The organism is Aequorivita sediminis (genome assembly GCF_032080575.2).
In the GTDB taxonomy this organism is placed as follows: domain Bacteria; phylum Bacteroidota; class Bacteroidia; order Flavobacteriales; family Flavobacteriaceae; genus Aequorivita; species Aequorivita sediminis.
Genome location: NZ_JAVLSO020000002.1, coordinates 236,556 through 261,924, shown reverse-complemented (window position 1 = coordinate 261,924; position 25,369 = coordinate 236,556). Strand labels below are relative to the sequence as shown.

Genomic DNA, 25,369 nt, shown 5'->3' with positions numbered 1-25,369 from the left:
ATGTTATTATTTATCGAAAGCTCCTACACCATTTTGAAGCCAATCGTAATACTCCTCAATATCTGGAGTATAACCTACTGGATCTATTAAGTTTTCTTCGTTGTGATCCATTAACACATAGAATGGCTGAGCATTCGCTTTATATCTTAAAATCTGGAATTCACTCCATTTTTGACCGATATACTTCAACTCCTTTCCAGATATTTCTGAAACGTATTTTTCACCATCCGCCAAAGGTCTTTTATCGTCAACATATAGCGAAATTAGCACTACGTCGTTATTCAATAACTTTAATATTTTAGGCTCACTCCAAACCCGTTCTTCCATTTTACGACAGTTTACACAAGCGTGGCCCGTAAAATCTACTAATACAGGTTTTCCAACTTTTTTAGCATATGCCAATCCAGTTTCATAATCGTGGAATGCTAAAATATCGTGTGGTCCAAGGTGAGCTCCTTCAGGGAATTCAGCTGTGGCCGCGCTTCCACCACTACCTAATTTTGTGTAACCTACACCATAAGGAGATTCGCTGTATTGCATTGGTGGTGGGAAACCACTAATTAGTTTAAGAGGAGCACCCCATAATCCTGGTATCAGGTAAATGGTAAATGCCGCAACAATTAATCCTATGCTTAAACGTCCTACCGATAATTTGTCGATAGGCGAGTCGTGTGGTAATTGAAATTTTCCGAATAAGTAAAGCGTTAAAGCTCCAAAAACAGCAATCCAAATCGCTAGAAACACTTCTCTTTCTAACCAATGTAGCTGAAGAACTAAGTCTGCGTTTGATAGGAATTTAAATGCTAATGCCAATTCTAAGAAACCTAAAAACACTTTTACTGTGTTTAACCATCCACCAGATTTTGGAAGGGAGTTCATCCACCCTGGGAAGGCTGCGAATAATGCAAATGGCATTGCCAATGCTAGTGAAAATCCGAACATCCCAACAAAGGGAGCAATTCCACCTTTAGAGGCAGCTTCTACTAGCAATGTTCCAATAATTGGACCTGTACATGAAAAAGAAACGATGGCTAAAGCTAGTGCCATAAAGAAAATCCCGATTATCCCACCTCTATCGGCTTGTCTGTCTACTTTATTTGCCCAAGAGTTAGGAAGCATTATTTCAAAAGCACCTAAAAATGAAAGTGCAAATATTACTAGTAATATAAAGAAGAAGAAGTTAAACCATACGTTTGTTGACAATGCGTTAAGCGCATCAGCTCCAAAAAACCAAGTTACAATTGCTCCTAAGAATACATAAATTACAATAATTGCAACTCCGTAAATAATAGCATTTTTAATTCCAGCTGCTCTAGATTTACTTTGTTTTGTGAAAAAGCTAACAGTCATTGGAATCATTGGAAATACACAAGGTGTTAACAATGCAGTAAATCCAAAAAGGAAAGCAACAACAAATATTGTCCAAAGCCCTTTACTTTCTTGTTTTTTAGTTTGCTCAACCGCAGCCTTAGACGAGTCTGATGTGTTTACCGCTCCTTGAATTGTATCTGTAGTAGTTACACTTTCTAGAAAATCTGGAGTGGAAGGTGCAATTTCTTCAACGGTATTTTCTTCCTCTTTTACGTCATCAGATTTAGAATCGTCTTTATCCACAGCCGCTACTGCTGAATCTGAATCTTTTTTAGGATCTGGAATTTTAAAAATAAGCTCTACATAATTTGGTGGCAAACAGCGAGTATCATCACACACCATAAATTCAACTTCACCTTTAACAGTAGTTCCTTTATCACCTGTTAATTGTACTCGTTGAGTAAATGTTGCTGTATTTGAGAAGAAGGTAATTACCATATCAAACACAGGATCAAGTTCTGTAACTCCCTTTCCTTCTTTTACTTTACCTATTGTTTTGTAGGCATTATCTTCTTCAAAAGTAAAAACAGTTGGTAGGGGTCCACCCTCTGGAACTACTTGTGAATAAAGATGCCAACCACCTTCTATCGAAGCTTTTGAAATTAGATCGTATTCAGTTTCTGATATTTTTTTTACGCTAGTAGACCACTTCACAGGGTCTAAAATTTGAGATTGAACTGAAGAAACCGAAACAATAGTTAAGAGGAGGTAGAGAAAAAATTTATTCATTTTCAATTGTTGAATTTTTCCCAAAAAACCGAAAGCCAATAGCCTAGGTATTTTTATTAGGGAGTTTATTACAAGTCACTAAAATTTTAAATCCTAAAAAGGTAATCCACAAATATATTGATAACTTCCGTTTTCAATTACTAAAATTTAAATATTCTACAGTCTTAACATTAGCTCAATAGCTAAACATTTTTAAATCCCAATTTTGAAATGAAGATTTTGATTTTTTTTAGGGTCAAATTTCATAAATTCTAGATTTGTAAAAAATCTGTTAATCACTTTATTATTCTGATTATACGCATTACTTTCGCCGCCTTTACAATAAAATAAATAAATCTAAGTTTTGATGAAAGCATCTCAACTTTGCTTACAAAACAATTTAATTTAAAACCACGATTATGAATTTTAAAAAATTAGTTTTTCTTTTTACACTTGCTCTTGCAACAATTAGCTGTAGCAGTGATGATGATGGACCAGGGCCTTATGTATTTAGCAATGCGAACCTCTCAGGTAACTATAAAACAACATTATTAACACGCGATATTGAGCAGACTTACACTGTAAATGGAACAGAAGTAAAATCTGTTACTAAAGTTATTGGTGATACTTTTCAAATGACAACGGTATTCGGTGCTGATGGTTCTTATAGTGCTTCAGGACAATACCGTATTGAAACTAAAGTGACAACTGCTGGTAACACCATCACCACCTCAGAAATTATTCTTGTGGAAGATGAAGGTACATATTCTATTAGTCCTGATAAAAAGAGATTGACTATTCCAATTGACGGGAAAGCTGAAACATTTGATGTTTCTCTTTTCAATGAAACAAAATTGAACTTAAAAAGAGAAATTAACGAAACAATTGACGATATTCCTACTGTAGGTACTTTTAAAGTAAACTATGAGCGCATCTAAGCATTAATTGACCTTATTAAAAAGTCGTCTAAATTTAAGGTTTAGACGACTTTTTTTATTGATTAATTTTAAAAAACACCTCTTTCCAAACACTGATTGAATTAGTAACACTTGTATTCTAATTTTGCCTTTAAACTCTACTACTCAATTCTGTAAAATTGCTTATTTTTGCACCCTGTCTGTAAAAAGGGCATTAAAACTATTACAACACCCAACTTATGAGCACAAAATTTAAAGAATACAAAGGGCTAGACCTCCCTAAACTGGCGGAAGAAGTACTCGATTTCTGGAAAGATGAAAACATTTTTGAACAGAGTATTTCCATTCGTGAAGGAGCAAAACCATTTGTATTTTTTGAAGGACCACCATCTGCAAATGGTCTTCCAGGAATACACCACGTTATGGCGCGAGCTATAAAGGACATATTCTGTCGTTATAAAACCCAAAAAGGATATAAAGTAGATAGAAAAGCTGGGTGGGATACTCACGGTTTACCTATTGAGTTGGGAGTAGAAAAAGAATTGGGAATTACCAAAGAAGATATCGGCAAAAAGATTTCTGTTGAAGAGTACAACGCCGCCTGTAAAAAAGCCGTGATGCGATATACAGATGTTTGGAATAACCTTACCGAACGCGCAGGTTACTGGGTAGATATGGAAAACCCATATGTTACTTATGAATCAAAATACATGGAGACTGTTTGGTGGCTTTTAAAAGAAATCTACAACAAAAACTTAATTTATAAAGGCTATACAATTCAGCCGTATTCACCGAAAGCGGGAACAGGATTAAGTTCACACGAGCTTAATCAACCTGGAACTTACCAGGACGTTACAGATACAACCGTTGTTGCTCAGTTTAAAGCAATCTCTGAGACTCTTCCAAGCTTTCTAACGGAAGAGTCAAAAGATATTTGGTTTATAGCTTGGACTACAACCCCTTGGACGCTGCCAAGTAACACAGCACTAACTGTAGGGCCAAAAATTGATTATGTATTAGTAAAAACATTTAACCAATACACGTTTGAACCTATAAATGTAATCTTGGCTAAAAATCTAGTTGCTAACCAATTCTCTAATAAATACGAGAAAGTTACAAATGCAGAAGCATTAGACGCATACAATAAAGAAGATAAAAACATTCCATATTTAATTTTAAAGGAATTTAAAGGATCAGAATTAGTGGGTATTAAATATGAGCAGTTATTAGATTATGCTCAACCTCACGACAATCCCAAAAATGCTTTTAGAATAATTTCAGGAGATTTCGTTACCACAGAAGACGGAACGGGTATAGTACATACAGCTCCAACTTTTGGTGCAGATGATGCGAAAGTTGCAAAAGAAGCAGTTCCCGAAGTTCCTCCAATGCTGGTGCAAGACGAAAACGGGAACCTTGTACCTCTAGTAGATCTGCAAGGAAAATTCCGTCCCGAAATGAAGGAATTTGCTGGTAAGTATGTAAAAAATGAATATTATGACGATGCTGATGTGCCAGAAAAGTCTGTTGACGTTGAAATTGCCATTAAACTTAAAATTGAAAACAAGGCTTTTAAAGTAGAGAAATACCTTCACAGCTATCCTAACTGCTGGAGAACAGACAAACCTATTTTATACTATCCATTGGATTCTTGGTTCATTAAAGTCACCGAGTTCCGCGATAGAATGCACGAATTAAACAAAGAAATAAACTGGAAGCCAAAAGCCACAGGTGAAGGCCGTTTTGGTAATTGGCTTGCAAATGCTAACGATTGGAACCTTTCACGTTCACGCTATTGGGGAATTCCTTTACCAATTTGGAGAACCGAAGACGGAAAAGAAGAAATCATAATTGGTTCAATTGAAGAATTGAAGGCCGAAATGCAAAAAGCGGTTGCTGCAGGATTGATGGAGAAGGACATTTTTGATAATTTCAAAGTTGGAGATTTCTCAAAAGAAAACTATGATAAGGTAGACCTTCATAAAAATATAGTTGATGGAATTACATTGGTTTCTCCAAGTGGAAAGCCAATGAAGCGCGAATCAGATTTAATTGATGTTTGGTTTGATAGTGGAAGTATGCCGTACTCACAGTGGCACTACCCTTTCGAAAACAAAGAAAAAGTTGAAAAAACGTGGCGTCAGGCAGATTTTATTGCTGAAGGCGTTGACCAAACGCGTGGATGGTTTTACACCCTTCATGCAATTGCCACTATGATTTTTGATGATGTAGCATATAAAAACGTAGTTTCCAACGGACTTGTTTTAGATAAAAACGGTCAGAAAATGAGCAAGCGTTTAGGAAATGCTGTAGACCCATTCGAGACTTTAGATACTTACGGTCCAGATGCTACACGCTGGTATATGATAAGCAATGCCAATCCTTGGGATAATTTAAAGTTTGACCAAGACGGCATTTCAGAAATACGAAATAAATTCTTCGGAACACTATATAATACGTACAGTTTTTTCAGTTTATATGCTAATCTCGATAATTTTAAGTATCTTGAAGAAGACATTGCATTAGAGGAAAGACCTGAAATAGATCGTTGGATACTTTCTGAATTACATACTCTTATTCAAAAAGTGGATGAATATTATTCAGATTATGAGCCTACAAAAGCTACACGTGCAATTTCAGAATTTGTACAAGAAAATTTAAGCAACTGGTTTGTTCGATTAAGTAGAAGAAGATATTGGAAAACAGCCCGACCAAATCAAAATGGCGGAAGCTCTAGTAATCTCGATAAACTTTCGGCTTACCAAACGCTTTACACTTGTCTTGAAACCGTTGCTAAATTAGGTGCACCTGTAGCTCCATTTTTTATGGATAGGCTTTACAAAGACTTAACAGATGGAACATCTAGAGATAAAAAAGCCTCTGTACATTTGACCGATTTTCCAAAGGCCGATGCTACGTTCGTTGACAAGAAATTAGAACACAAAATGCAAAAAGCGCAAACAATATCGTCATTGGTATTATCGTTGCGCCAAAGAGAAAAGATTAAGGTGCGTCAACCACTTCAGAAGATAATGATTCCAGTGTTGGATGAATCTGATAAAGAAGAAATACTAGCTGTTTCCGATTTAATAAAAAGTGAAGTAAACGTAAAGGAGATAGCGCTTATTGATGAAGGATCTGGTATATTAGTAAAACAAATAAAGCCAGACTTTAAAGTGCTAGGACCACGCTTTGGAAAGGATATGAAAGCGGTAGCAGCAGCAATTTCAAAATTTGACCAACAACAAATTGCAGAAATTGAAAAAGAGGGGGAAATAACTGTATTTATTAACGAAATAAATACTAAATTGGCACTTGAAGATGTAATTATTAACTCTCAAGATATAGAAGGCTGGTTAGTAGCAAATGCTAATGGTATCACAGTAGCATTAGACGTTACAATAACACCAGATTTAAAAAATGAAGGTATAGCTCGTGAGCTTGTAAACAGAATTCAAAACCTAAGAAAGGATAGCGGATTTGAAGTTACAGACAAAATAAAAGTTACACTTCAAAATAACGAAATATTAAAAACTGCGGTTACACAATACATGCAGTACATTAAAGAAGAAACACTAACAGAGGTTTTGCAGTTTCAACCCGATTTACAGAACGGTACTGAAATTGCATTTGATGAAATTGAAACACTTATTAGTATAATAAAATATTAGATTATGACTGACACAGAAAAAACCAGATATTCAGATGCGGAGCTAGAGGAGTTTAGAGCGCTATTAAATGAAAAGATTGCCAATGCTACTGAACAACTAGAGCTTATCCAAAGTGCTTATAAAAATGATAGCAATAACGGTACAGACGACACTTCACCTACATTTAAAGCTTTTGATGAAGGAAGTGAGGTTATGAGCAAGGAAACTTCTTCACAATTAGCTATACGCCAAGAAAAGTTTATCCGTGACCTTAAAAATGCATTAGTGCGTATTGAAAATAAAACTTATGGAATTTGCCGTGTTACAGGTAAGTTAATAAACAAAGAACGATTAAAACTTGTTCCACATGCTACATTGAGTATTGAGGCTAAAAACCTACAAAAGTAATTTAGACCGCTAACTTATTTTAAAATCATCAATGGCCCCGAGAAATTCGGGGCTTTTTTTATGGATTATAGCATGTCTAATTATTCCTCGAAGAATATGTAATTGTTATTTCTTCTTTTTAAATCACTTTATCTTGAAACTGAAAGAAATAACCAAAGTATTTCAGCACTAAGTATAGATAAATATTACTATTTTTGCCGTCATTCTCAAAAGAAATGCTATTATAAAACCCCCGTTTTTTAAAGTAAATATTTTGAAACAATGGTTCCCTAAAACTATATAGCTGAATAGCAATTGCCGAAAAAGTCATGAGTATTAAAAAAGCCTCTCTCATTATTATTTTGATCTTATTGATAGATCAAATTTCAAAGTATTACATCAAGACCAACTTTATGTTAGGTGAAGAAATTCATGTATTTGATTGGTTCCGAATTCTGTTTGTAGAAAATGAAGGTATGGCTTGGGGCGCTAAAATACCTGGAGAATACGGCAAACTTTTTTTAACGTTATTTAGAATCGTAGCCATTGGCGGAATTGGGTATTGGCTGTGGGACTCTGTTAGAAAAAACGCTCCTAAAATTCTAATTTTATGTATTTCCTTGGTATTTGCCGGAGCATTAGGCAATATAATAGACTCGGTATTTTATGGTATTATCTTTAACGACAGCTATGGACAAGTAGCAACCTTATTCCCGGAAGAGGGTGGATATGGAACACTTTTTCATGGAAAAGTAGTGGATATGCTATATTTCCCATTATACGGAGGAACACTACCAGAGTGGATTCCTTTTTTCGGAGGAACCTATTTTACATTCTTCGACCCTGTATTCAATATTGCTGATTCTGCTATTAGCGTTGGGGTTATTTTATTACTTCTTTTTAATAAAACCGCGTTTCCGAAAAAATAAGAGCTTATAAAGCTATAACTTCATGCCGTTGGAGCAAGCAGTTTGAATGGATAATAGGGGACATTTCGAAGCACCCAATACAATATTGCCATTCCGAAAAAACTAAATATAAATAGTTTGCTGTAAAAAAGCATAAATCTATGCTTGGTACCGAATATCCAATTTACAATTGTAACCCCAAGACCATAAACCATTATAGGAATTGATATTACCATTAATGGATTAAATCTAAAGGCGCCTATAATATTTCCATGTAACAGTAAATGAATTGCTCGCTGTGAACCACATCCCGGACAATAAAAACCAGAAACGTAATAAAAAGGACATGGAATAAATAAGGTTGTTGATGGATTGTATATATAGTATACAAAAATAAAGCCCCCAAATAGTGATAAAATGAGGGCTATTTTAAAAATTTTAAGTTTATCCCGCCAAAAAGCCACCTAATCCCAGGATTACAATAAATATTACATAAAGTACTAAAAAAGCTATAGAGATAACAGCACCCCAGATTGCCCATTTTTTAGCATCACTAGCTGCTTTATGTGCGCCAGCAACATCTCCAAGAGCCCAAAGTTCGTTAACTTTTGCCGCTTTAATTATTGAAACAATACCTAATGGTAAGCAACATAAAACTGTACAAAGAATTGCCCAAACTAAGTTATTATCTGGTGGACTTCCTTGAGGTTGATTAATTTGATTTTCCATTAAAATTAAAAAGAGTTAGTTAGAAATAATTTATTTTCTAAAGATAAACTCTTAATTTAAAAAATCAATGATATTCGTGGGAGTTATACAATAATCTAGTGGAATATCAGTGTTTTCGCAAGGAATTTTTGATTCAGCATCAAAAAAGGAAAGCCCTATAAATACAGCCGTAGCTTTACACTTATTTAAAAACCTATCGTAAAAACCTTTTCCGTAACCAATCCTATTTCCTTTTTTATCGTAAGCAAGTAAAGGAACAAATACCACATCTATCATTTCTGCTGGCACTTCTATTCCTGAAACAGGTTCTGGAATCCCGTATTCTGAATTTTTTAAAGCAGTGTTTTCCTGTAACAGTATATTTTTCATTACGCCTGAAGAAAACTCAGCTTTAGGTACAATAATACTTTTATCTTTTCCTTGCAATATATGTAAAAGATACTCCGTGTTAACCTCTTGTTTTCCTGTGATAGTAAGAAAAATATGATAATTGGTCTTATCCCAAATTGGCAGTTTTAAAGCTTGATTTGCTATCTGCAAGCTCATTTCGTCAATAGCCTCATCAGAAAGGCTTTGGCGTAATTCTTTGTATTTTTTTCGCAATGTGGGTTTATCGAGCATAATTCAGGCTATATAATACAAGTAACTTCATTTAGAATTTAGATAACTAAGATTTACTGTAATTATTCATTATAACACAAATATAGGGATTGGAGTCTCTCTATTCTATGCAAATTTTGAGAGAAAGTAGAGAATAAAAAAAGAGAGGCTATAACCTCTCCCTTTATACAAATATAGAATATTATATTATTCCTGACTTTTCATCAAAATAGCTTCAACACGTTGCTGCAAGGTTTTATCATTTTGAATTAATCCCGCAAGTGCTTCAAATCGTTCCATCGTCAACCCAGTGGCGATGATTTTTTGACTAGCTTCTTTTTCTAATTCTGGTTGCAATTTTTGCATTTTTTCAATTGCATTTTGGTGCATTTTTAATTCTTCCTCGGTAGCTTCAACCTTTACCTCTGGATTCATACTAGCTTGCTGTATAGCACTAAAGCGTTGAACATCCATTCCTTCGGCTTCAATAATTTGAACCATTTTTTGTTGTGCCGTTTGATTTTGAACTTGTAATTCGATATAAGCATTAGCGAATTTTGTTAATTCTGCCTCACTAACTTGATTATCTTGGGCAAAAAGACCAAAAGTCCCCAACATCATTACAAATAAAAATACACTTTTAAGTTTTACTGATTTTAACATAATTGTTATTTAAAAATAAAATGATTAGAAGAATTGACTCAATAATAAGATAGGTTTAAATGAGAAATCAATGTTAAGTGTCAATTCCGAAAGCTTCAAAACTAACTTCATCATTATAGTCTACCAATAAAAATCACTTTATTAACTTAAATTTAGTAGTATTTTATGATTCATAAGCCTGAATAATAGCCTATTACATAATATCGGCTTTGACAAAATAATCTATTTAGTATTAATTTATCTCGAGATTTTCTTCTTCAGATTCTGAAATTTGTGGAGTAATTGCCGTAGAGATATGAAATATTGCATCTCCTTGATTTACAATGGGTGATTGATTTACATTTATAATATACCCTTCATTAGGAGATAACACCTTAAATCGCATCTTACCATATGGGTCTGTAATGGTAGCTAAAAACTCTCCTTTTTTTACGTGTTTATTGCATTCAATTTTTACATGAAGAAGGCCACTTCTAACGGCACGAATCCACTTACTTTTTTCGACAATTACCGTCTCAGATTCAGCACTCGCAACACTGTGCCTAGGCCCTAACATATCTAAATGCTTTAAAAATCGCATAATACCTTCAACGCCTTCTCTTGCTATATCTTTATTGCTGTCCAGACTTTTACCGCCTTCAAAGAGCAATGAAGGTATTCCCATCTTGTGACAAGTTTTTCTATATGATTTTTCTAATGTATTGGAATAAACTGTGAACGGCGCATTAAAAACTTTGGCTAGTTCTAATAACTTTTTGTCATCTGGTTTTATACGTATTTGTGGAGCATTAAACCTACTAGCCCCTCCTGTATGAAAATCTAAACAGTAATCTGCATGTGGCAAAACCTTCTTGGTAAAATGATAGGCTACCCTACTTGCTAACGAACCTGTTTTAGTCCCTGGAAACACACGATTCAAGTCACGTCCATCAGGAAAATTTCGATCGCCATTAAGAAATCCAAAAACATTGAGAATTGGAATACAAATTATTGTACCTCGTTTTGGCTTATTTATCTTTTTAGCAATAACCTGCCTTACTATTTCTACACCGTTAATCTCATCGCCGTGAAGAGCTGCTGTTATTAATACGGTTGGCCCTGGGACTTTAGATCGTTCAACGATTATTGGGATTTCTACTTTGGTTGATGTGTAAAGTTTGGCAATACTAAAATCTACTGTACGGCTTTCACCTAGGGCTATACGTTCATTTAAAATAACTATATCGCGTTCTTCTTTTTTGGCCATAATTATACGTTACGCTCTATATACTTGATGATTGAGTTAGCAATATCTTTTCCAGTAGCCGTTTCAATTCCTTCTAAACCAGGAGAGGAATTAACTTCTAGAATTAGTGGTCCTCGTGCAGATTGAAGCATATCAACACCAGCAATACCAAGCCCCATAGCTTTCGCTGCTTTTAATGCTGCTGTTTCTTCTTCATCTGTAAGTTTTATAACCGATGCCGAACCACCTCGATGTAAATTACTTCTAAATTCTCCTTCTTTTCCTTGTCTTTTCATGGCACCGACGATCTGACCATCAACAATAAACGCACGAATATCGGCTCCTCCAGCTTCTTTAATGAACTCTTGCACAATTACACGCGCTTGTAAATTATTGAAAGCTTCAATTACAGATTCAGCAGCTTTTCTAGTTTCAACTAAAATAACACCGATTCCTTGTGTTCCCTCTAATAACTTAATAATTACAGGAGCACCACCTGCCTGATCAACAATCTCCTTTACGTTTTTTGAATAGTTTGTAAAAACAGTTTTGGGAAGTCCTAATCCTGCACGGGATAGAATTTGTAAACTTCTTAATTTATCACGAGAACGCACTAATGCTTGCGACTCGGTAGTGGTAAAAACGCGTTGCATTTCAAATTGACGAACCACCGCAGTTCCGTAAAATGTAACTGAAGCTCCAATACGAGGAATAATAGCATCGGTATGATCAAGCTTTTGACCCTTGTACATTATTACAGGGTTTTTCTTTTCAATAACTATATCGCACTTTGCATGATTGATAACCTCAACCTCGTGATTTCTAGCTTTAGCGGCTTCCACAAGTCGCCTAGTAGAATATAGGTTTGCATTTGCGGATAGTATTCTGATCTTCATTTTTTAGTTTTTAATTTATACGAAAGATTAGTTTTGTTGATGTCAACAACATATTTATTGCTTAAAAAACTTCTGCCTAACAGCACTGGAAAACGCATTTCCTCACGATCGCTTAGGGTTAAATAAATTTCTTGAGTTTTTCCGAAAAGAAGGATTTCAGTTTTTATTCTATATCTAGCTTCAGACTGTCCGTTACTACTTTTTACAACTTTTACGTCGTACTCGTCAAAGATAATTTCCTTTTCGTGATAGCTTGGATGTTCTTCGTCTAAAAACAAACATTTTAGGTAATTATCTTCAACCCTTACATTTTTGCAATGAATGGATGAAGTATATGCACCTGTGTCAATTTTCACTTCAACATCAAACAGATTGAGTAATGGAAAATCAGCTTTGTCTATTCTACCAATGTTTCTTTTCAATGTAATTTAGGTTTTTACTAATGCAAGGTATGAAAACGAATTTGAAATTAAAATCGAAAACAAACCTCAACAACAGTTGATATATTATAATTGTTTTATGGATTTTGATTATATGAGACGAGTTTTTATTCGTCTGAGAGTATTAACTATTTAATATTTCGTTCAATATAACCAATTACACTTTTAGAAACATTTTTTCCAGAAGTATTTTCAATACCTTCTAAGCCTGGGGTGCTATTTATTTCTAAAACTAACGGTCCGATTTTGGATTGTAAAATATCAACCCCACAAAAACCAAGGCCCATTGCTTTTGCTGCCTTAATGGCTAGTTTTTCTTCGGCTGTAGAAAGCTCAATAATTTCAGAAGAGCCTCCGCGATGAAGGTTACTTCTAAAATCGCCCGCTTTACTTTTTCGTTTCATTGCAGCAACCACAACGCCATCAACAACTATTGCACGTACATCTGAACCTTTTACCTCTTCGATGTATTCTTGTAATAAAAATTTAACTCCAGCAGCATTTAACGTTTCTATAGTTGCCAATGCATTTTGCGGACTTTCTGTAAGAATAACCCCTTCCCCGTGAGTGCCTTCCAAAAGTTTTATAATGATTGGTTGGCCCTTAAATGTATTTAACTGTTCTTCAAAATCATAGTAAGACGCGAATATAGTTCTAGGCATGGGAATTTGATTTTTTGCTAATACTTGAAAACACGTCCATTTATCACGGCTGTTTGTAATACCCAAAGAAGAAACCACAGTAAAAACCCCCATAGCTTCAAAATGACGGACAACACTGGTTCCATAAAAAGTATTTGAAGCACCAATTCTTGGAATAATTGCATCAAGATCATCAATACGATCACTTTCGTAATAGAGCACTGCCTTACCGTTTTCTATTTCAAGATTGCAATAAGTTGGGTCTAAAACTTCTACGTTATGATTTCTAGCTGAAGCAGCATTTAGTAGACTTTTAGTAGAATAAAGTGTCTCTCCACGCGATAAAATGGCGATATTCATAGATAACAGTTAGCGGTGCAATTTAACCAAAAAGGTAACGAGATTTTATGATCAAAAAAAATAATTTAAAATTAACATTTAGATGTAGAAAACAGATCATTTAAAATTTACAAACTATTATCTTTGGAGTTATGGCTAAGGCTTCATTAACACTACAAATTTCAACACTTCCCGATTCTCCTGGAGTATATCAATACTACGATAAGGACGGGAAATTACTTTATGTTGGGAAGGCAAAAAATTTAAAGAAAAGGGTTTCTTCTTATTTTAACAAACAACAAGATAACGGCAAAACTCGAATTCTAGTAAAAAAGATTGCCAACATTAAACATATTGTTGTTCAAACGGAGACAGATGCTCTTTTGTTAGAAAACAATTTAATTAAGAAATACCAACCGCGATACAATGTGTTACTGAAAGATGACAAAAGCTATCCGTGGATTTGTATAAAGAATGAACGTTTCCCAAGAGTTTTCCCAACGCGACGTATGATTAAAGATGGATCGGAGTATTTCGGACCTTATACAAGTATGAAAACCGTACACACTCTTCTAGATTTAATTAAAGGGTTATATCCACTTAGAACCTGTAATTATGATTTATCTGAAGAAAAGATTAATAATGGAAAATACAAAGTTTGTCTAGAATACCATCTCGGAAATTGCTTAGGGCCTTGTGAAGGCTTATACTCTGAAAAAGAATATCACGAAAATATTGAAGCAATTAGAAATATTGTAAAAGGAAACTTCAAGGAATCTTTACACAAGTTTAAAAAGCTAATGAAGCAATATGCCGACGAGTTAAAGTATGAAGAAGCTCAACGTATAAAGGAGAAGATAGATATTTTAGAAAACTATCAATCTAAATCTACGGTTGTGAATCCTAAAATAAACAATGTTGATGTTTTCAGTATTATTTCTGATGAAGGTTATGCTTATATTAATTTTTTACAACTTTCACACGGAGCAATTATAAGGTCGCATACTTTAGAAATAAAGAAGAAGTTGGATGAAACCGATGAAGAGTTACTTCAGCTTGCTATTATAGAACTCCGACAACGATTCAATTCACTTTCAAGAGAAATTTATGTACCTTTTGCATTGGAATTAGGAGAAGAGGTAAAGGTTCACGTACCCAAATTAGGTGACAAAAAAGCGATATTAGATCTATCTGAAAGGAATGCAAAGTACTTCCGAATGGAGAAGTTTAAACAAGCGAAAATTGTAGATCCAGACCGACATGAAAAGCGAATTATGGCGCAGATGAAAAAAGATCTTCGCCTTTCGGTAGAACCACGCCATATTGAATGCTTCGACAATAGTAATATACAAGGAACCAATCCTGTAGCCGCTTGCGTAGTTTTTAAAAATGGAAAACCGAGCAAAAAAGATTATCGTAAATTTAATATTAAAACAGTAGTAGGGCCAGATGATTTTGCCTCAATGGAAGAAGTTGTTTACCGCAGGTACAAAAGATTACTCGAGGAAGAGCAACCGCTACCTCAACTTATTATTATAGACGGAGGAAAAGGACAGCTATCATCATCGTTAAAGAGCTTAGACAGATTAGGTTTACGTGGAAAAATAGCAATAATAGGAATCGCCAAGCGTTTAGAAGAACTGTTTTATCCAGATGATCCAATTCCATTATATTTAGATAAAAAAAGTGAGACATTAAAAATTATACAACAATTACGAAATGAAGCCCACCGATTTGGGATTACCTTTCACCGAAGCAAACGCAGTAAGCAAGCATTAAACACAGAGTTAGAAACAATTCCAGGAATTGGAGAAAAAACAATTGTTGAATTACTGAAACATTTCAAAAGTACAAAACGTGTTGCTTCAGCTAATTTCGAAGAGCTTTCAAAAGTAATTGGTGCTAGTAGAGCTAAGAAAATAGTTGCCCATTTTCAAAAGACTAAAAACTAAGACGGATTAAAATATTTAATTAACAACAATGAAATTGAATAAATGAAAAAAGCCCTTTTTATATTTTTTATATTGGTTACTACGCTTTCATTTTCACAAACAAAGGACAATGAAGATTTGAAAGTAGGGGTTGTTTTAAGTGGCGGTGGAGCCAAAGGACTTGCGCATATTGGGGCCCTTAAAGTTATTGAAGAGTCTGGGGTTCGTATAGATTATATTGGTGGTACTAGTATGGGTGCAATTATAGGTGCGCTCTACGCCGCAGGATATTCGGCAAACCAGCTTGACAGTATTTTTCAAAAAACAGATTTTAATACTTTAATTCGCGATAATATTCCGAGAAGTGCCAAGACATTTTACGAGAAAGAAGAATCGGAAAAATACTCCTTGGTTCTTCCTTTCGACAATTTTAAAATTGGGTTTCCTTCAGGAATTTCTAAAGGTCAGAATGTATATAACTTAATTTCAAAATTAACGAGTCACGTTAGCACTACTTCAGATTTTAGCAAACTTCCGATTCCATTTTTCTGTATTGCTACCGATGTTGAAACGGGAAAAGAAGTTATACTAGAGCGCGGCTACCTACCTAGAGCTATTACTGCAAGTGGAGCCTTACCTTCGCTTTTTAGCCCTGTAATAATTAACGATCGCGTTCTTATCGACGGGGGTGTGGTCAATAACTATCCTATTAATGAAGTTAAAGCTAAGGGGATGGACTTAATAATTGGGATCGACGTTCAAGACAGTCTAAAAGACAGAACGAGACTTAAATCGGCTATTGATGTTTTAGTACAAATAAATAACTATCGCACCATTAACGATATGATTGAAAAACGCGGAAAAACTGATATTTACATACATCCAAATATTCAGGATTTCTCGGTCGTTTCATTCGATGAAGGCAAGAAAATTGTAAAATCTGGTATTGATGAAGCAAATAAATTTCGGGAAGAACTACTTGAGGTAGCCTCAAAACAAAAACCTTCAGAAAAAGAAAAGGTAAATATTGTAAATCGTGATTCAATCTATATAAAAGAAGTAAAAATCGAAGGTCTTGACAATTATACTCGAAGCTATGTATTAGGAAAATTAAAACTCCGAACTCCAGATAAAGTAACCTTCAAAGCCTTTAATGAAGGAATTAACAACCTATCAGCAACCGGTAATTTTCAAGACATTAACTATAGATTCATAGAAGACGACAATCAAAAAAACACTTTGTTATTACAATTGCGCGAGAGTAAATCATCCATGTTACTTCGTTTTTCAGCACATTATGACGATTTATTTCGCACTGCAGCCTTGGTAAATATCACTAAAAAAAGACTTTTAACTAATAACGATATCGCTTCATTAGATTTAATCGCAGGGGATAACCTTCGGTATAATTTTCAATATTATATCGACAAGGGATTTTATTGGAGTGTAGGTATTAATTCAAAATATCACTTTTTTGACACAGAAGTACCCATATCATTTATAGATCCAGATATAAATAATGAACTTTCTCTTCCAATTAATAAGCTTTCCATTAATTATAGTGATTTTACAAATCAAATTTACTTTGAAACACTTTTCAGAAGGTCTTTTGTATTTAGTGTAGGAGGAGAGCATAAATACCTTAGATACCTATCGGAAACCATTGGTGCAGATAATAATAATATTCCTCGAACCGTTTTTGAAAGCACCAATTACTACAGTGCTTTTGGGCTTTTAAAGTACGATACTTACGACAATAGCTTCTTCCCGAAAAGTGGAGCCTATTTCTCGGGAGATTTTCACTGGTATTTATTTGCTCACGGTCGAAACAAAGACTTTAAACCTTTCTCACTTGCAAAAGCAAAAATGGGGTACGCTCACAAAATTTCTGATAAATTCTCGGCACACATAACTGCTGAAGGTGGTTTTAAATTAGGAGGTACTGAAACCACGACATTAGACTTCGCACTTGGTGGATACGGATTTAAAGAGATGAACAACATTATTCCGTTTTTAGGCTACACAGCTATTTCACTTCGAGGAAACACATATCTTAAAAGTGTTCTTTCTATTGACTATGAAATTTTCAAAAAAAACCACATAAATGTCTCAGCAAACATTGCCAACGTAGGTAATGATCTTTTAGAAAACGGAGAATGGGCAGATGGCATCGATTACTCAGGGTTTTCTTTAGGTTACGGCCTAGAAACAGTTTTAGGACCTATGGAAATTAAGTATTCTTTCACACCGGAACACGACGACGGGATATGGTATGTGGCATTAGGCTATAGGTTTTAATATTTTCTTAGTTCAGTAACTAGTATATTTTTACGATATTTGTGAAGGAAAGCTTTTCAATTTGAAACATTAAAATGTTGACGTTGAATTCTTTAACCTCAAAATTTATTGATTTAATATTTAACATCATATATGCCTTTCTACCATAAACTTGGCAAAATACCGCCTAAACGACATACCCAATTTAGAAAGCCAGACGGAAGTCTTTACTACGAAGAACTTTTTGGCACCATTGGTTTCGATGGAATGTATAGTAATATTTATCACGAACACAGACCTACTCAAGTAAAAGAAATAAAGAAACAGTACGATGTTTCACCTAAAATTGCAAGAGCTAATAATATAGAATCACTTCGATTAAAAGGGTTTAATGTTGAACCAGAAAATGATTATTTAGAGAGCAGAAAGACTGTACTTACCAATAGCGACTGTAGTATTGTACTTGCCGCTACAAAAAATTCTCTAACAGATTATTTCTATAAAAATACAGATTCTGACGAATTAATTTTCATTCATAAGGGTTCAGGTAAGTTGCGTACTTTTTTAGGAAATATTGATTTTAAGTATGGAGATTATCTATTAGTACCTCGTGGAATAATTTATCAAATTGAGTTTGATACTGAAGATAATCGTTTGTTTATTGTAGAGTCTAAACACCCTATCTACACCCCAAAACGATATAGAAATTGGTTTGGCCAATTATTAGAGCACTCACCGTATTGTGAACGTGATATTAGAAAGCCCGAAGAACTTGAAACATACGATAAAAAAGGTGAGTTTTTGGTTAAAGTAAAGAAGCAAGACGAAATTTTTGAATTGATTTATGCCACTCACCCATTTGATGTTGTTGGCTATGATGGATATAATTTCCCTTATGCTTTTTCTATTCACGACTTTGAACCTATTACTGGACGAATTCACCAACCGCCACCAGTACATCAAACATTTGAAACTAGTGCATTTGTGGTGTGTAGTTTTGTTCCAAGGCTTTATGATTATCACCCATTAAGTGTTCCTGCTCCTTATAATCACAGCAATATTGATAGCGATGAAGTGTTATACTATGTAGATGGAGATTTTATGAGCCGAAACGATATTGAGGCAGGTCAAATTACTTTACACCCTGCGGGTATTCCTCACGGTCCACATCCAGGTGCAGCCGAAAGAAGTATTGGAAAAACTAAAACGGAAGAACTTGCCGTTATGGTGGATACTTTTAAACCTCTTAAGGTTACTGAAGATGGTTTAAAACTTTCTGATGGTACTTATTACAAAAGTTGGTTAGAGTAAATCCTTCAATTGTAATTATACTTTATTATATAGTACATTTGAAGACAATTAAAGAAATTATCAAGAAGAAACTCTCATCGAGAATCTTCTCGATTAATAAATTATAGGATTTTTAGAAAATTAAATTATGAGCAAAGAAGTAAAGTCGGTCGAGTATGGACTAGAAAAGATTTTTGAAGGAGCAGAAGACTTTCTGCCGTTATTAGGTACAGACTATGTAGAGTTCTATGTGGGTAATGCAAAGCAGAGTGCCCATTTTTATAAAACAGCATTTGGATTTCAATCCTATGCATATAAAGGTCTAGAAACAGGATCTCGTGATTCGGTAAGCTATGTGCTTAAGCAGGATAAAATCACACTTGTTTTAACTACACCTCTTAATAGTAAATCTCCTATCAACGATCATATTGTAAAACACGGTGATGGTGTAAAGGTGATTGCACTTTGGGTAGAAGATGCTAGAAGCGCATTCGAAGAAACTACAAAACGCGGTGCTAAACCCTATATGGAACCAACTGTTGAAAAAGACGAGAACGGAGAAGTTGTACGCAGTGGTATTTACACTTATGGTGAAACAGTACATATGTTTGTTGAGCGTAAAAATTACAATGGAACCTTTTTACCTGGTTTCCGTGAGTGGAAAAGCGACTACAATCCAACACCAACTGGTTTAAAATACATCGACCATATGGTAGGGAACGTAGGTTGGAATCAAATGAACGTTTGGGTAAAATGGTACGAGGATGTAATGGGCTTTGTTAACTTCCTATCATTCGACGACAAACAAATCCATACTGAATATTCTGCCTTAATGAGTAAGGTAATGAGTAATGGTAACGGACGTATTAAATTCCCTATTAACGAACCTGCAGAAGGAGCTAAAAGATCACAAATTGAAGAATATTTAGACTTTTATGAAGATGCAGGAGTTCAACACTTAGCCTTAACAACAGACGATATTATTAAAACTGTTAGTCAGTTAAAAGAAAGGGGCGTTGAATTCTTACCTCCTCCACCAAAAGCATATTACGATGCTATTCCTGAGCGTTTGGGCGACCACATGAAAATGATGAAAGAAGACATTGACGAGCTCAGAAAACTTTCTATTATGATAGATGCCGACGAAGATGGATACTTACTCCAAATTTTCACCAAGCCATTAGAAGACCGCCCTACTTTATTCTTTGAAATCATTCAAAGAATGGGCGCAAAAGGTTTTGGCGCTGGAAACTTCAAAGCTCTTTTTGAATCTATAGAGCGCGAGCAAGCTCAAAGAGGAACACTATAAAAATGTAACTATATCTAAACCCCATCGTCTTTATATGGTGGGGTTTATTTTTTGGAACAGATGTTGTAATTCATGTAACAAAAACATCTAAAGTCACATTTTATGAAGAAGCTAATCGCCCTTTTATTAATTTTTGGAAACACATTTTTACTTTCTGCACAAGAGAGAGCATATGGCGATGGCGAATACTTTAAATTCCGAGTTCATTACGGATTTGTAACAGCAGGGTATGCCACTCTAAATGTTAATAACGCTACTATAAACGGCAAAGAAGTTTACCACGTTCGTGGATATGGTAAAACCGTAGGACTTTCTAAGTGGTTTTTTAAAGTTGAAGACGACTATCAATCGTTTATAGATAAGAAAAAGGATATCCCTTACCGTTTTATCAGAAAAATCGATGAAGGTGGGTACACCAAAGATGTTCAAATAGACTTTAATCACAATACAAATAAAGCCACTGTAAACGACAAAAAGCACAATGAGACTTCTGTGTATTCTTTCCCTAAAGAAACACAAGATATGATTTCAGCATTTTATTATCTCAGAAACAAATTAGACACTGAAAATATTAAAGAAGGTGATATTGTTGAAATGAATATGTTTTTTGACAAAGAAAATTTTAAATTCAGGCTGAAATTCCTTGGTAAAGAAGTTTTAGATACTAATTTTGGGGCCGTTCGCACTTTAATATTTAGACCTTATGTACAATCTGGTCGTGTATTTAAAGAAAAGGAAAGCTTAACTGTTTGGATTAGTGACGATAACAACAAAATTCCGTTGTTAATCAAAGCCGATTTAGCAGTTGGTTCTTTAAAAGCGACATTAACTGAATTTAAAGGATTACAACACTCCTTTAAAATATTAGCGAAGTAACATTTAATGTTTCGCTAACAGAAAAATATTGAATAGTGTAATTTTTTTGATTTCCTATTCAATATTTTAAAAGAAAATGAGTTAGCCTAATTAAAGAATAATACCGAAAAATTTTCCCCAGAATTGAAACACCTAATTGTAGCACTATTATCCCTTGTCTTACTCACTACCGCTTGCGAGAATCCTAAAGACGATATTAATGAAGTAGTTGAAAAACAGGAAGACCCTATTGTTGAACAATATGGATATATTTTAAATGATTTTAATGTTGTTAAAGACACCATACGGAAAGGTGATACTTTTGGCGACATACTAAGCAGCAATGGAATTTCCCAGGATAAAATTATGCAGGTTGCTACTAAATTTCGAGATAGTTTTGACGTGCGTAAATTAAGAGTGGGCAAACCATACGTGCTTTTAAACTCAAAAGATTCACTTAATAAAACACAGGTTTTTATTTACGAAAGCAATAAAATTAATTTTGCTGTTGTCGATTTTAGAGACACTTTAACTATTTACAATAGTCAAAAGCCTGTTCGATACGAAGAAAAAGAAGCTTCCGGTGTTATTACGAGCTCGCTTTCAGCAACTATGGAAGAGCAGAATTTAAGTCCATATATGACCGATCAACTTGCAAACATTTATGCGTGGACGATCAACTTTTTCAAACTACAAGCAGGAGATCGTTTTAAAGTAATTTACACCGAACGTTATATTGACGATACCATTCCAGCAGGATTAAAAGAAATTAAAGCAGCCTATTTTGAACACAATGGAAAACCACTGTATGCTTTTAAATATGGCTCGGATTCTCTTGGAAAAATTTCAGGTTATTACGACGAAAATGCGAACAACCTTAAAAGAGCTTTCTTGAAATCTCCAGTAAAATTTAGCAGAATTTCTTCTCGATACAATTTAAACCGACGTATTAAATATTACGGTTTTAAGCTTAGACCTCATAAGGGAACCGATTTTGCAGCTCCTATAGGTACACCTATTTTAGCTACTGCCGATGGTGTAGTTACTAAATCTGAATACAGAGGTGGAAATGGAAATTACGTAAAAATACGTCATAATAGCACCTACGAAACCCAATATCTACATATGAAAGCGAGAAAGGTAAAAGTAGGACAACACGTAAGCCAAGGAGATGTAATTGGTTGGATTGGAATGACGGGAAATACTAGTGGTCCTCATGTGTGCTATAGATTTTGGAAAAACGGAAAACAGGTAGATCCGTTTAAAGACGACACTCCATTTTCAGAACCGCTTCCTAGAGCTTTACACGAAGAATATTTTGCAAATCTGACGCCGATTAAAGACCAATTAGACTGCATCGTTTTTTAAACTCAATAAATGTTAATAACCTTGTTATTAACTAACACGCAAATCCTCAAGGTATTATAGTTTAAATTTTATCTTTATTCAGCAGAAATATTCTCTTAACTATTTCTTAATGAAAATAGTTGGTAGTAACCCCTTTAAGATTGTATTTTTGCCGAAATTTTTAAACCTAAAATTTAAATTCATGAAAAAACTATTACTTATTGTTTTTTTCCTTGGCAGCATTGCTGCTTTTTCACAAACAACGGTTACCGGTACGGTAGTCGATTCTGAAACTAACAGTCCGTTAGCTGGTGCTAACGTGGTTGAGACCGGCACAACAAATGGTGCCATTACCGATTTCGACGGAAACTTCACATTGAAGACATCATCTAAAACGGGTACACTTACTATTTCATATATTGGCTACAATGTTCAAAAAGTAAAATTTAGTGCAGTAGGCAATTCAGCAAATTTAGGAACAGTTAAAATTACCGTAGACTCTGACGCCTTAGAAGAAGTGGTTATTGTAGGAAGAGGAATTATCGATTTAGCAAAAGATCGCCAGACTCCAATAGCTGTATCTACTATTACATCTGCAGAAATTCAGGCTAAGGCCGTTGGTAATGTTGAATTTCCTGAGGCTATTAAAAGTACACCTAGTGTTTACGTATCAAACCAAGCTGGAGGATTTGGAGATTCACAGATGTTCTTACGTGGATTTGACCAAACGAACACTGCATTCCTTTTAAACGGACAGCCAATTAACGGTATGGAAGATGGAAGAATGTATTGGTCTAACTGGTCTGGTATAAGCGATGTTGCTAATGCGATCCAAGTTCAAAGAGGTTTAGGTTCTTCTAAACTGGCTATTTCTTCGGTTGGTGGTACTGTTAACATTATTTCACGTGCCGCTGGAAGAAAAGAAGGTGGATTTGCACGTTTTATGACAGGTAATGACAGTTACTTTAAAGGGACTTTAAGTTACGATTCTGGCTTAAAAGGAAAATGGGCGTATAGTATTATGTTAGATCATTGGCAAGCACACAGAAAATATTCTGATGGAACTGCAGGTCAAGGGCAAAACTATTTTATAGGAGTTGGATTTGTGCCGAATGAAACACACTCATTTAATTTCTTATTAACGGGTGCTCCACAATGGCACGATCAAAACTTTTCTGACGACTTAGAAAATTACGACCTATATGGAAAGCGCTACAACAGTAACTCAGGCTTTTATGATGGTGAGAGATATACTTTCAGAAGAAATTATTACCACAAACCAATTATGAACCTAAACTGGGATTGGAATATAAGCGAGAAAACTAATCTTTCGTCTGTATTATATGCATCATTTGGCCGTGGTGGTGGTACAGGACCTCTAGGAAGTTCTAGAAATATTGTACGCAACGAAAACGGTGAGATTGACTTTGATGCGATTGAAGAAAACAATATTGCTGGTGCTGATAACGGTATTGGAAGCTACGGAATGGGTTCTGTGGTTCGTAGAATGTCTGTAAACAACCACAACTGGTATGGTTTTTTAACTAACCTAGAAAGTCTAGTGAGTGACAATTTCACTTTTAATGTAGGTTTAGACACCCGTTTTTATACTGGACATCACTATCGTCAATTAAACGATCTTATGGGTCTTCAAGGCTTTACTGACAACTTTGGATACGATGGAATTCGCGGTGATGGTTATGTATTAAATGAAACTTTTGAAGCTAATCCTTGGTCTGCATTATTTAACAGTGCTGACGAAGATCAGCGTTATTCTTATGATTATTCAGAACACATCAATTACATTGGTGGATTTGGACAAGCTGAATACAAAAATGATAATTTCTCTGCCTTTTTACAAGGAGCAGTATCAACTCAAAGTTACCAAAGAGAAGGCCGTGCTCCTGGTAAGGAAGTTAATGGAGTTGATGGTTTAGGTAAATCTGAAAAAGTTAACAAACTTGGATACAACCTTAAAGGAGGTATGGGGTACACTTTTATTGAAAACAACACGCTTTTTGTAAATGCTGGATACTACTCAAGACAACCGTTCCTAGATAATATTTTCGAAGATGTAAGAAATTCAAATTACATTTTAGAAGGTGAGAATGAAATTGAGAATGAAGAAATTCTTGGTGTTGAGGCAGGTTACAGAGTTCGTGCTGGCAAATTTAGTTTAGATCTAAATGCTTATTATACTAGTTGGGGTAATAGATTCTTAGGCGGTAGTTTTATCGAAGGTGACCCTGATTCAACCAACCCAATAGAACAAGTTGATCGCTACCAAAGATTTACAGACATCACACAAGTTCATAAAGGATTTGAATTTGAAGGTAAATACCGTTACTCTAGCGACTTCATGATTAGAGCGTTCGGTAGTATTGGAAATTGGAAATACGATGGTGAGACCCCTTTTGAAACTAGACAAGATGAAAATAACAATCTACTAGAAGAAGGTACTGTAAATCTTACAGGTACTAAAATTGGTAATGCACCACAAACATCATTTGGTTTTGGTTTCAAGTATACTATTGTTGATGGGCTTAGCGTAGATGCAGATTACAACATCTACACAGACCTTTATGGCTTCGTAAATGCTAAAGATGTTGTTGAAGCATCACAAAACAACGAAGTTTACCAAGCGGAACGCCTTAACCCATATAGTGTGTTGGATGCAGGTCTTTCTTACAAGTTTGACTTTGGAGGAAATGATTTAACTTTCCGTGCAAACGTTTACAACGTTACTAACGAAATGTACTTAAGTCAAAAAGATACTTACGGATTTTACTACGGTAACGGAAGAACTTGGAACGCAAGTTTACGTTACGACTTTTAATACTCAGTATTATATATAATGAAAATGCCCCGAAATTCGGGGCATTTTTT

Annotated in this window: 20 protein-coding genes; 11 read left to right on the top strand and 9 right to left on the bottom strand. The window is 34.8% G+C overall.

What is annotated here, in order from left to right; genetic code table 11:
* Positions 1 to 6: 6 nt before the first annotated feature.
* A complete protein-coding gene (locus RT250_RS04655) occupies positions 7 to 2,100 on the bottom strand; it encodes a protein-disulfide reductase DsbD family protein (RefSeq protein ID WP_313112578.1) in 2,094 nt (697 codons plus the stop codon).
* Between the two features lie 398 nt (positions 2,101 to 2,498).
* On the opposite strand from RT250_RS04655, the gene RT250_RS04650 reads away from it, so the two are divergent.
* From RT250_RS04650 to RT250_RS04635, 4 genes are all read left to right on the top strand, one after another.
* Positions 2,499 to 3,017, top strand: a complete 519-nt coding sequence (locus RT250_RS04650; protein ID WP_313112576.1) for a hypothetical protein — start codon at positions 2,499 to 2,501, stop codon at positions 3,015 to 3,017.
* Positions 3,018 to 3,235: 218 nt separating this feature from the next.
* Positions 3,236 to 6,667, top strand: a complete 3,432-nt coding sequence (gene ileS, locus RT250_RS04645) for an isoleucine--tRNA ligase (protein ID WP_313112575.1) — start codon at positions 3,236 to 3,238, stop codon at positions 6,665 to 6,667.
* Positions 6,668 to 6,670: 3 nt separating this feature from the next.
* Positions 6,671 to 7,054: a TraR/DksA family transcriptional regulator gene (locus RT250_RS04640; RefSeq protein ID WP_139854072.1), complete on the top strand. Its 384-nt coding sequence runs from the start codon at positions 6,671 to 6,673 to the stop codon at positions 7,052 to 7,054.
* Positions 7,055 to 7,362: 308 nt separating this feature from the next.
* Positions 7,363 to 7,962 carry a lipoprotein signal peptidase gene (locus tag RT250_RS04635; RefSeq protein ID WP_313112569.1) on the top strand — a complete coding sequence of 200 codons (600 nt, stop codon included), beginning with the start codon at positions 7,363 to 7,365 and terminating at the stop codon, positions 7,960 to 7,962.
* Positions 7,963 to 7,982: 20 nt separating this feature from the next.
* Here RT250_RS04635 and RT250_RS04630 read toward each other — a convergent pair whose 3' ends face one another.
* The 8 genes from RT250_RS04630 to RT250_RS04595 form a co-directional block, all read right to left on the bottom strand.
* On the bottom strand, positions 7,983 to 8,405 hold the full coding sequence (locus RT250_RS04630; protein ID WP_313112567.1) for a DUF2752 domain-containing protein: 423 nt from the start codon (positions 8,403 to 8,405) through the stop codon (positions 7,983 to 7,985).
* On the bottom strand, positions 8,386 to 8,670 hold the full coding sequence (locus RT250_RS04625; RefSeq protein WP_313112565.1) for a CD225/dispanin family protein: 285 nt from the start codon (positions 8,668 to 8,670) through the stop codon (positions 8,386 to 8,388). Before RT250_RS04625 ends, RT250_RS04630 begins: the two co-directional genes overlap by 20 nt.
* A 51-nt stretch (positions 8,671 to 8,721) precedes the next feature.
* Entirely contained in the window at positions 8,722 to 9,291 is a 570-nt protein-coding gene (locus RT250_RS04620; RefSeq protein WP_313112563.1) for a 5-formyltetrahydrofolate cyclo-ligase, read from the bottom strand.
* 186 nt (positions 9,292 to 9,477) lie between these two features.
* A complete protein-coding gene (locus RT250_RS04615) occupies positions 9,478 to 9,933 on the bottom strand; it encodes a DUF4168 domain-containing protein (protein WP_313112560.1) in 456 nt (151 codons plus the stop codon).
* A 232-nt stretch (positions 9,934 to 10,165) separates the two neighbouring features.
* On the bottom strand, positions 10,166 to 11,179 hold the full coding sequence (locus RT250_RS04610) for a succinylglutamate desuccinylase/aspartoacylase family protein (RefSeq protein WP_313112558.1): 1,014 nt from the start codon (positions 11,177 to 11,179) through the stop codon (positions 10,166 to 10,168).
* 2 nt (positions 11,180 to 11,181) lie between these two features.
* Positions 11,182 to 12,054 carry a 30S ribosomal protein S6--L-glutamate ligase gene (gene rimK / locus RT250_RS04605; protein WP_139854077.1) on the bottom strand — a complete coding sequence of 291 codons (873 nt, stop codon included), beginning with the start codon at positions 12,052 to 12,054 and terminating at the stop codon, positions 11,182 to 11,184.
* Positions 12,051 to 12,476, bottom strand: a complete 426-nt coding sequence (locus RT250_RS04600) for an ATP-dependent zinc protease family protein (protein WP_313112554.1) — start codon at positions 12,474 to 12,476, stop codon at positions 12,051 to 12,053. The genes rimK and RT250_RS04600 overlap by 4 nt, the downstream gene beginning before the upstream one ends.
* Before the next feature lie 146 nt (positions 12,477 to 12,622).
* Entirely contained in the window at positions 12,623 to 13,495 is an 873-nt protein-coding gene (locus RT250_RS04595; RefSeq protein WP_313112552.1) for an ATP-grasp domain-containing protein, read from the bottom strand.
* A 131-nt stretch (positions 13,496 to 13,626) separates the two neighbouring features.
* Between RT250_RS04595 and uvrC the strand changes: the two genes are divergently transcribed.
* The 7 genes from uvrC (at position 13,627) to RT250_RS04560 (ending at position 25,319) form a co-directional block, all read left to right on the top strand.
* The gene (uvrC, locus tag RT250_RS04590) at positions 13,627 to 15,426 is read left to right on the top strand and encodes an excinuclease ABC subunit UvrC (protein ID WP_313112550.1); all 1,800 of its coding nucleotides are present in this window, start codon (positions 13,627 to 13,629) and stop codon (positions 15,424 to 15,426) included.
* A gap of 42 nt (positions 15,427 to 15,468) precedes the next feature.
* The gene (locus RT250_RS04585; protein WP_313112548.1) at positions 15,469 to 17,703 is read left to right on the top strand and encodes a patatin-like phospholipase family protein; all 2,235 of its coding nucleotides are present in this window, start codon (positions 15,469 to 15,471) and stop codon (positions 17,701 to 17,703) included.
* 132 nt (positions 17,704 to 17,835) lie between these two features.
* The gene (locus tag RT250_RS04580; protein WP_313112546.1) at positions 17,836 to 18,993 is read left to right on the top strand and encodes a homogentisate 1,2-dioxygenase; all 1,158 of its coding nucleotides are present in this window, start codon (positions 17,836 to 17,838) and stop codon (positions 18,991 to 18,993) included.
* A gap of 127 nt (positions 18,994 to 19,120) precedes the next feature.
* Positions 19,121 to 20,281: a 4-hydroxyphenylpyruvate dioxygenase gene (hppD, locus tag RT250_RS04575; protein WP_313112544.1), complete on the top strand. Its 1,161-nt coding sequence runs from the start codon at positions 19,121 to 19,123 to the stop codon at positions 20,279 to 20,281.
* A gap of 102 nt (positions 20,282 to 20,383) precedes the next feature.
* A complete protein-coding gene (locus RT250_RS04570; RefSeq protein WP_313112542.1) occupies positions 20,384 to 21,157 on the top strand; it encodes a DUF3108 domain-containing protein in 774 nt (257 codons plus the stop codon).
* A 123-nt stretch (positions 21,158 to 21,280) separates the two neighbouring features.
* Positions 21,281 to 22,504: a M23 family metallopeptidase gene (locus RT250_RS04565; protein ID WP_313112540.1), complete on the top strand. Its 1,224-nt coding sequence runs from the start codon at positions 21,281 to 21,283 to the stop codon at positions 22,502 to 22,504.
* A 181-nt stretch (positions 22,505 to 22,685) separates the two neighbouring features.
* The gene (locus RT250_RS04560) at positions 22,686 to 25,319 is read left to right on the top strand and encodes a TonB-dependent receptor (RefSeq protein ID WP_313112538.1); all 2,634 of its coding nucleotides are present in this window, start codon (positions 22,686 to 22,688) and stop codon (positions 25,317 to 25,319) included.
* Positions 25,320 to 25,369: the final 50 nt, after the last annotated feature.

Bases quoted from the DNA above. Each gene is read 5' to 3' on its own strand.
- RT250_RS04655 (WP_313112578.1), bottom strand. From the start codon at position 2,100: ATGAATAAATTTTTTCTCTACCTCCTCTTAACTATTGTTTCGGTTTCT.
- RT250_RS04650 (WP_313112576.1), top strand. From the start codon at position 2,499: ATGAATTTTAAAAAATTAGTTTTTCTTTTTACACTTGCTCTTGCAACA.
- ileS (WP_313112575.1), top strand. From the start codon at position 3,236: ATGAGCACAAAATTTAAAGAATACAAAGGGCTAGACCTCCCTAAACTG.
- RT250_RS04640 (WP_139854072.1), top strand. From the start codon at position 6,671: ATGACTGACACAGAAAAAACCAGATATTCAGATGCGGAGCTAGAGGAG.
- RT250_RS04635 (WP_313112569.1), top strand. From the start codon at position 7,363: ATGAGTATTAAAAAAGCCTCTCTCATTATTATTTTGATCTTATTGATA.
- RT250_RS04625 (WP_313112565.1), bottom strand. From the start codon at position 8,670: ATGGAAAATCAAATTAATCAACCTCAAGGAAGTCCACCAGATAATAAC.
- RT250_RS04620 (WP_313112563.1), bottom strand. From the start codon at position 9,291: ATGCTCGATAAACCCACATTGCGAAAAAAATACAAAGAATTACGCCAA.
- RT250_RS04615 (WP_313112560.1), bottom strand. From the start codon at position 9,933: ATGTTAAAATCAGTAAAACTTAAAAGTGTATTTTTATTTGTAATGATG.
- RT250_RS04610 (WP_313112558.1), bottom strand. From the start codon at position 11,179: ATGGCCAAAAAAGAAGAACGCGATATAGTTATTTTAAATGAACGTATA.
- rimK (WP_139854077.1), bottom strand. From the start codon at position 12,054: ATGAAGATCAGAATACTATCCGCAAATGCAAACCTATATTCTACTAGG.
- RT250_RS04595 (WP_313112552.1), bottom strand. From the start codon at position 13,495: ATGAATATCGCCATTTTATCGCGTGGAGAGACACTTTATTCTACTAAA.
- uvrC (WP_313112550.1), top strand. From the start codon at position 13,627: ATGGCTAAGGCTTCATTAACACTACAAATTTCAACACTTCCCGATTCT.
- RT250_RS04585 (WP_313112548.1), top strand. From the start codon at position 15,469: ATGAAAAAAGCCCTTTTTATATTTTTTATATTGGTTACTACGCTTTCA.
- RT250_RS04580 (WP_313112546.1), top strand. From the start codon at position 17,836: ATGCCTTTCTACCATAAACTTGGCAAAATACCGCCTAAACGACATACC.
- hppD (WP_313112544.1), top strand. From the start codon at position 19,121: ATGAGCAAAGAAGTAAAGTCGGTCGAGTATGGACTAGAAAAGATTTTT.
- RT250_RS04570 (WP_313112542.1), top strand. From the start codon at position 20,384: ATGAAGAAGCTAATCGCCCTTTTATTAATTTTTGGAAACACATTTTTA.
- RT250_RS04560 (WP_313112538.1), top strand. From the start codon at position 22,686: ATGAAAAAACTATTACTTATTGTTTTTTTCCTTGGCAGCATTGCTGCT.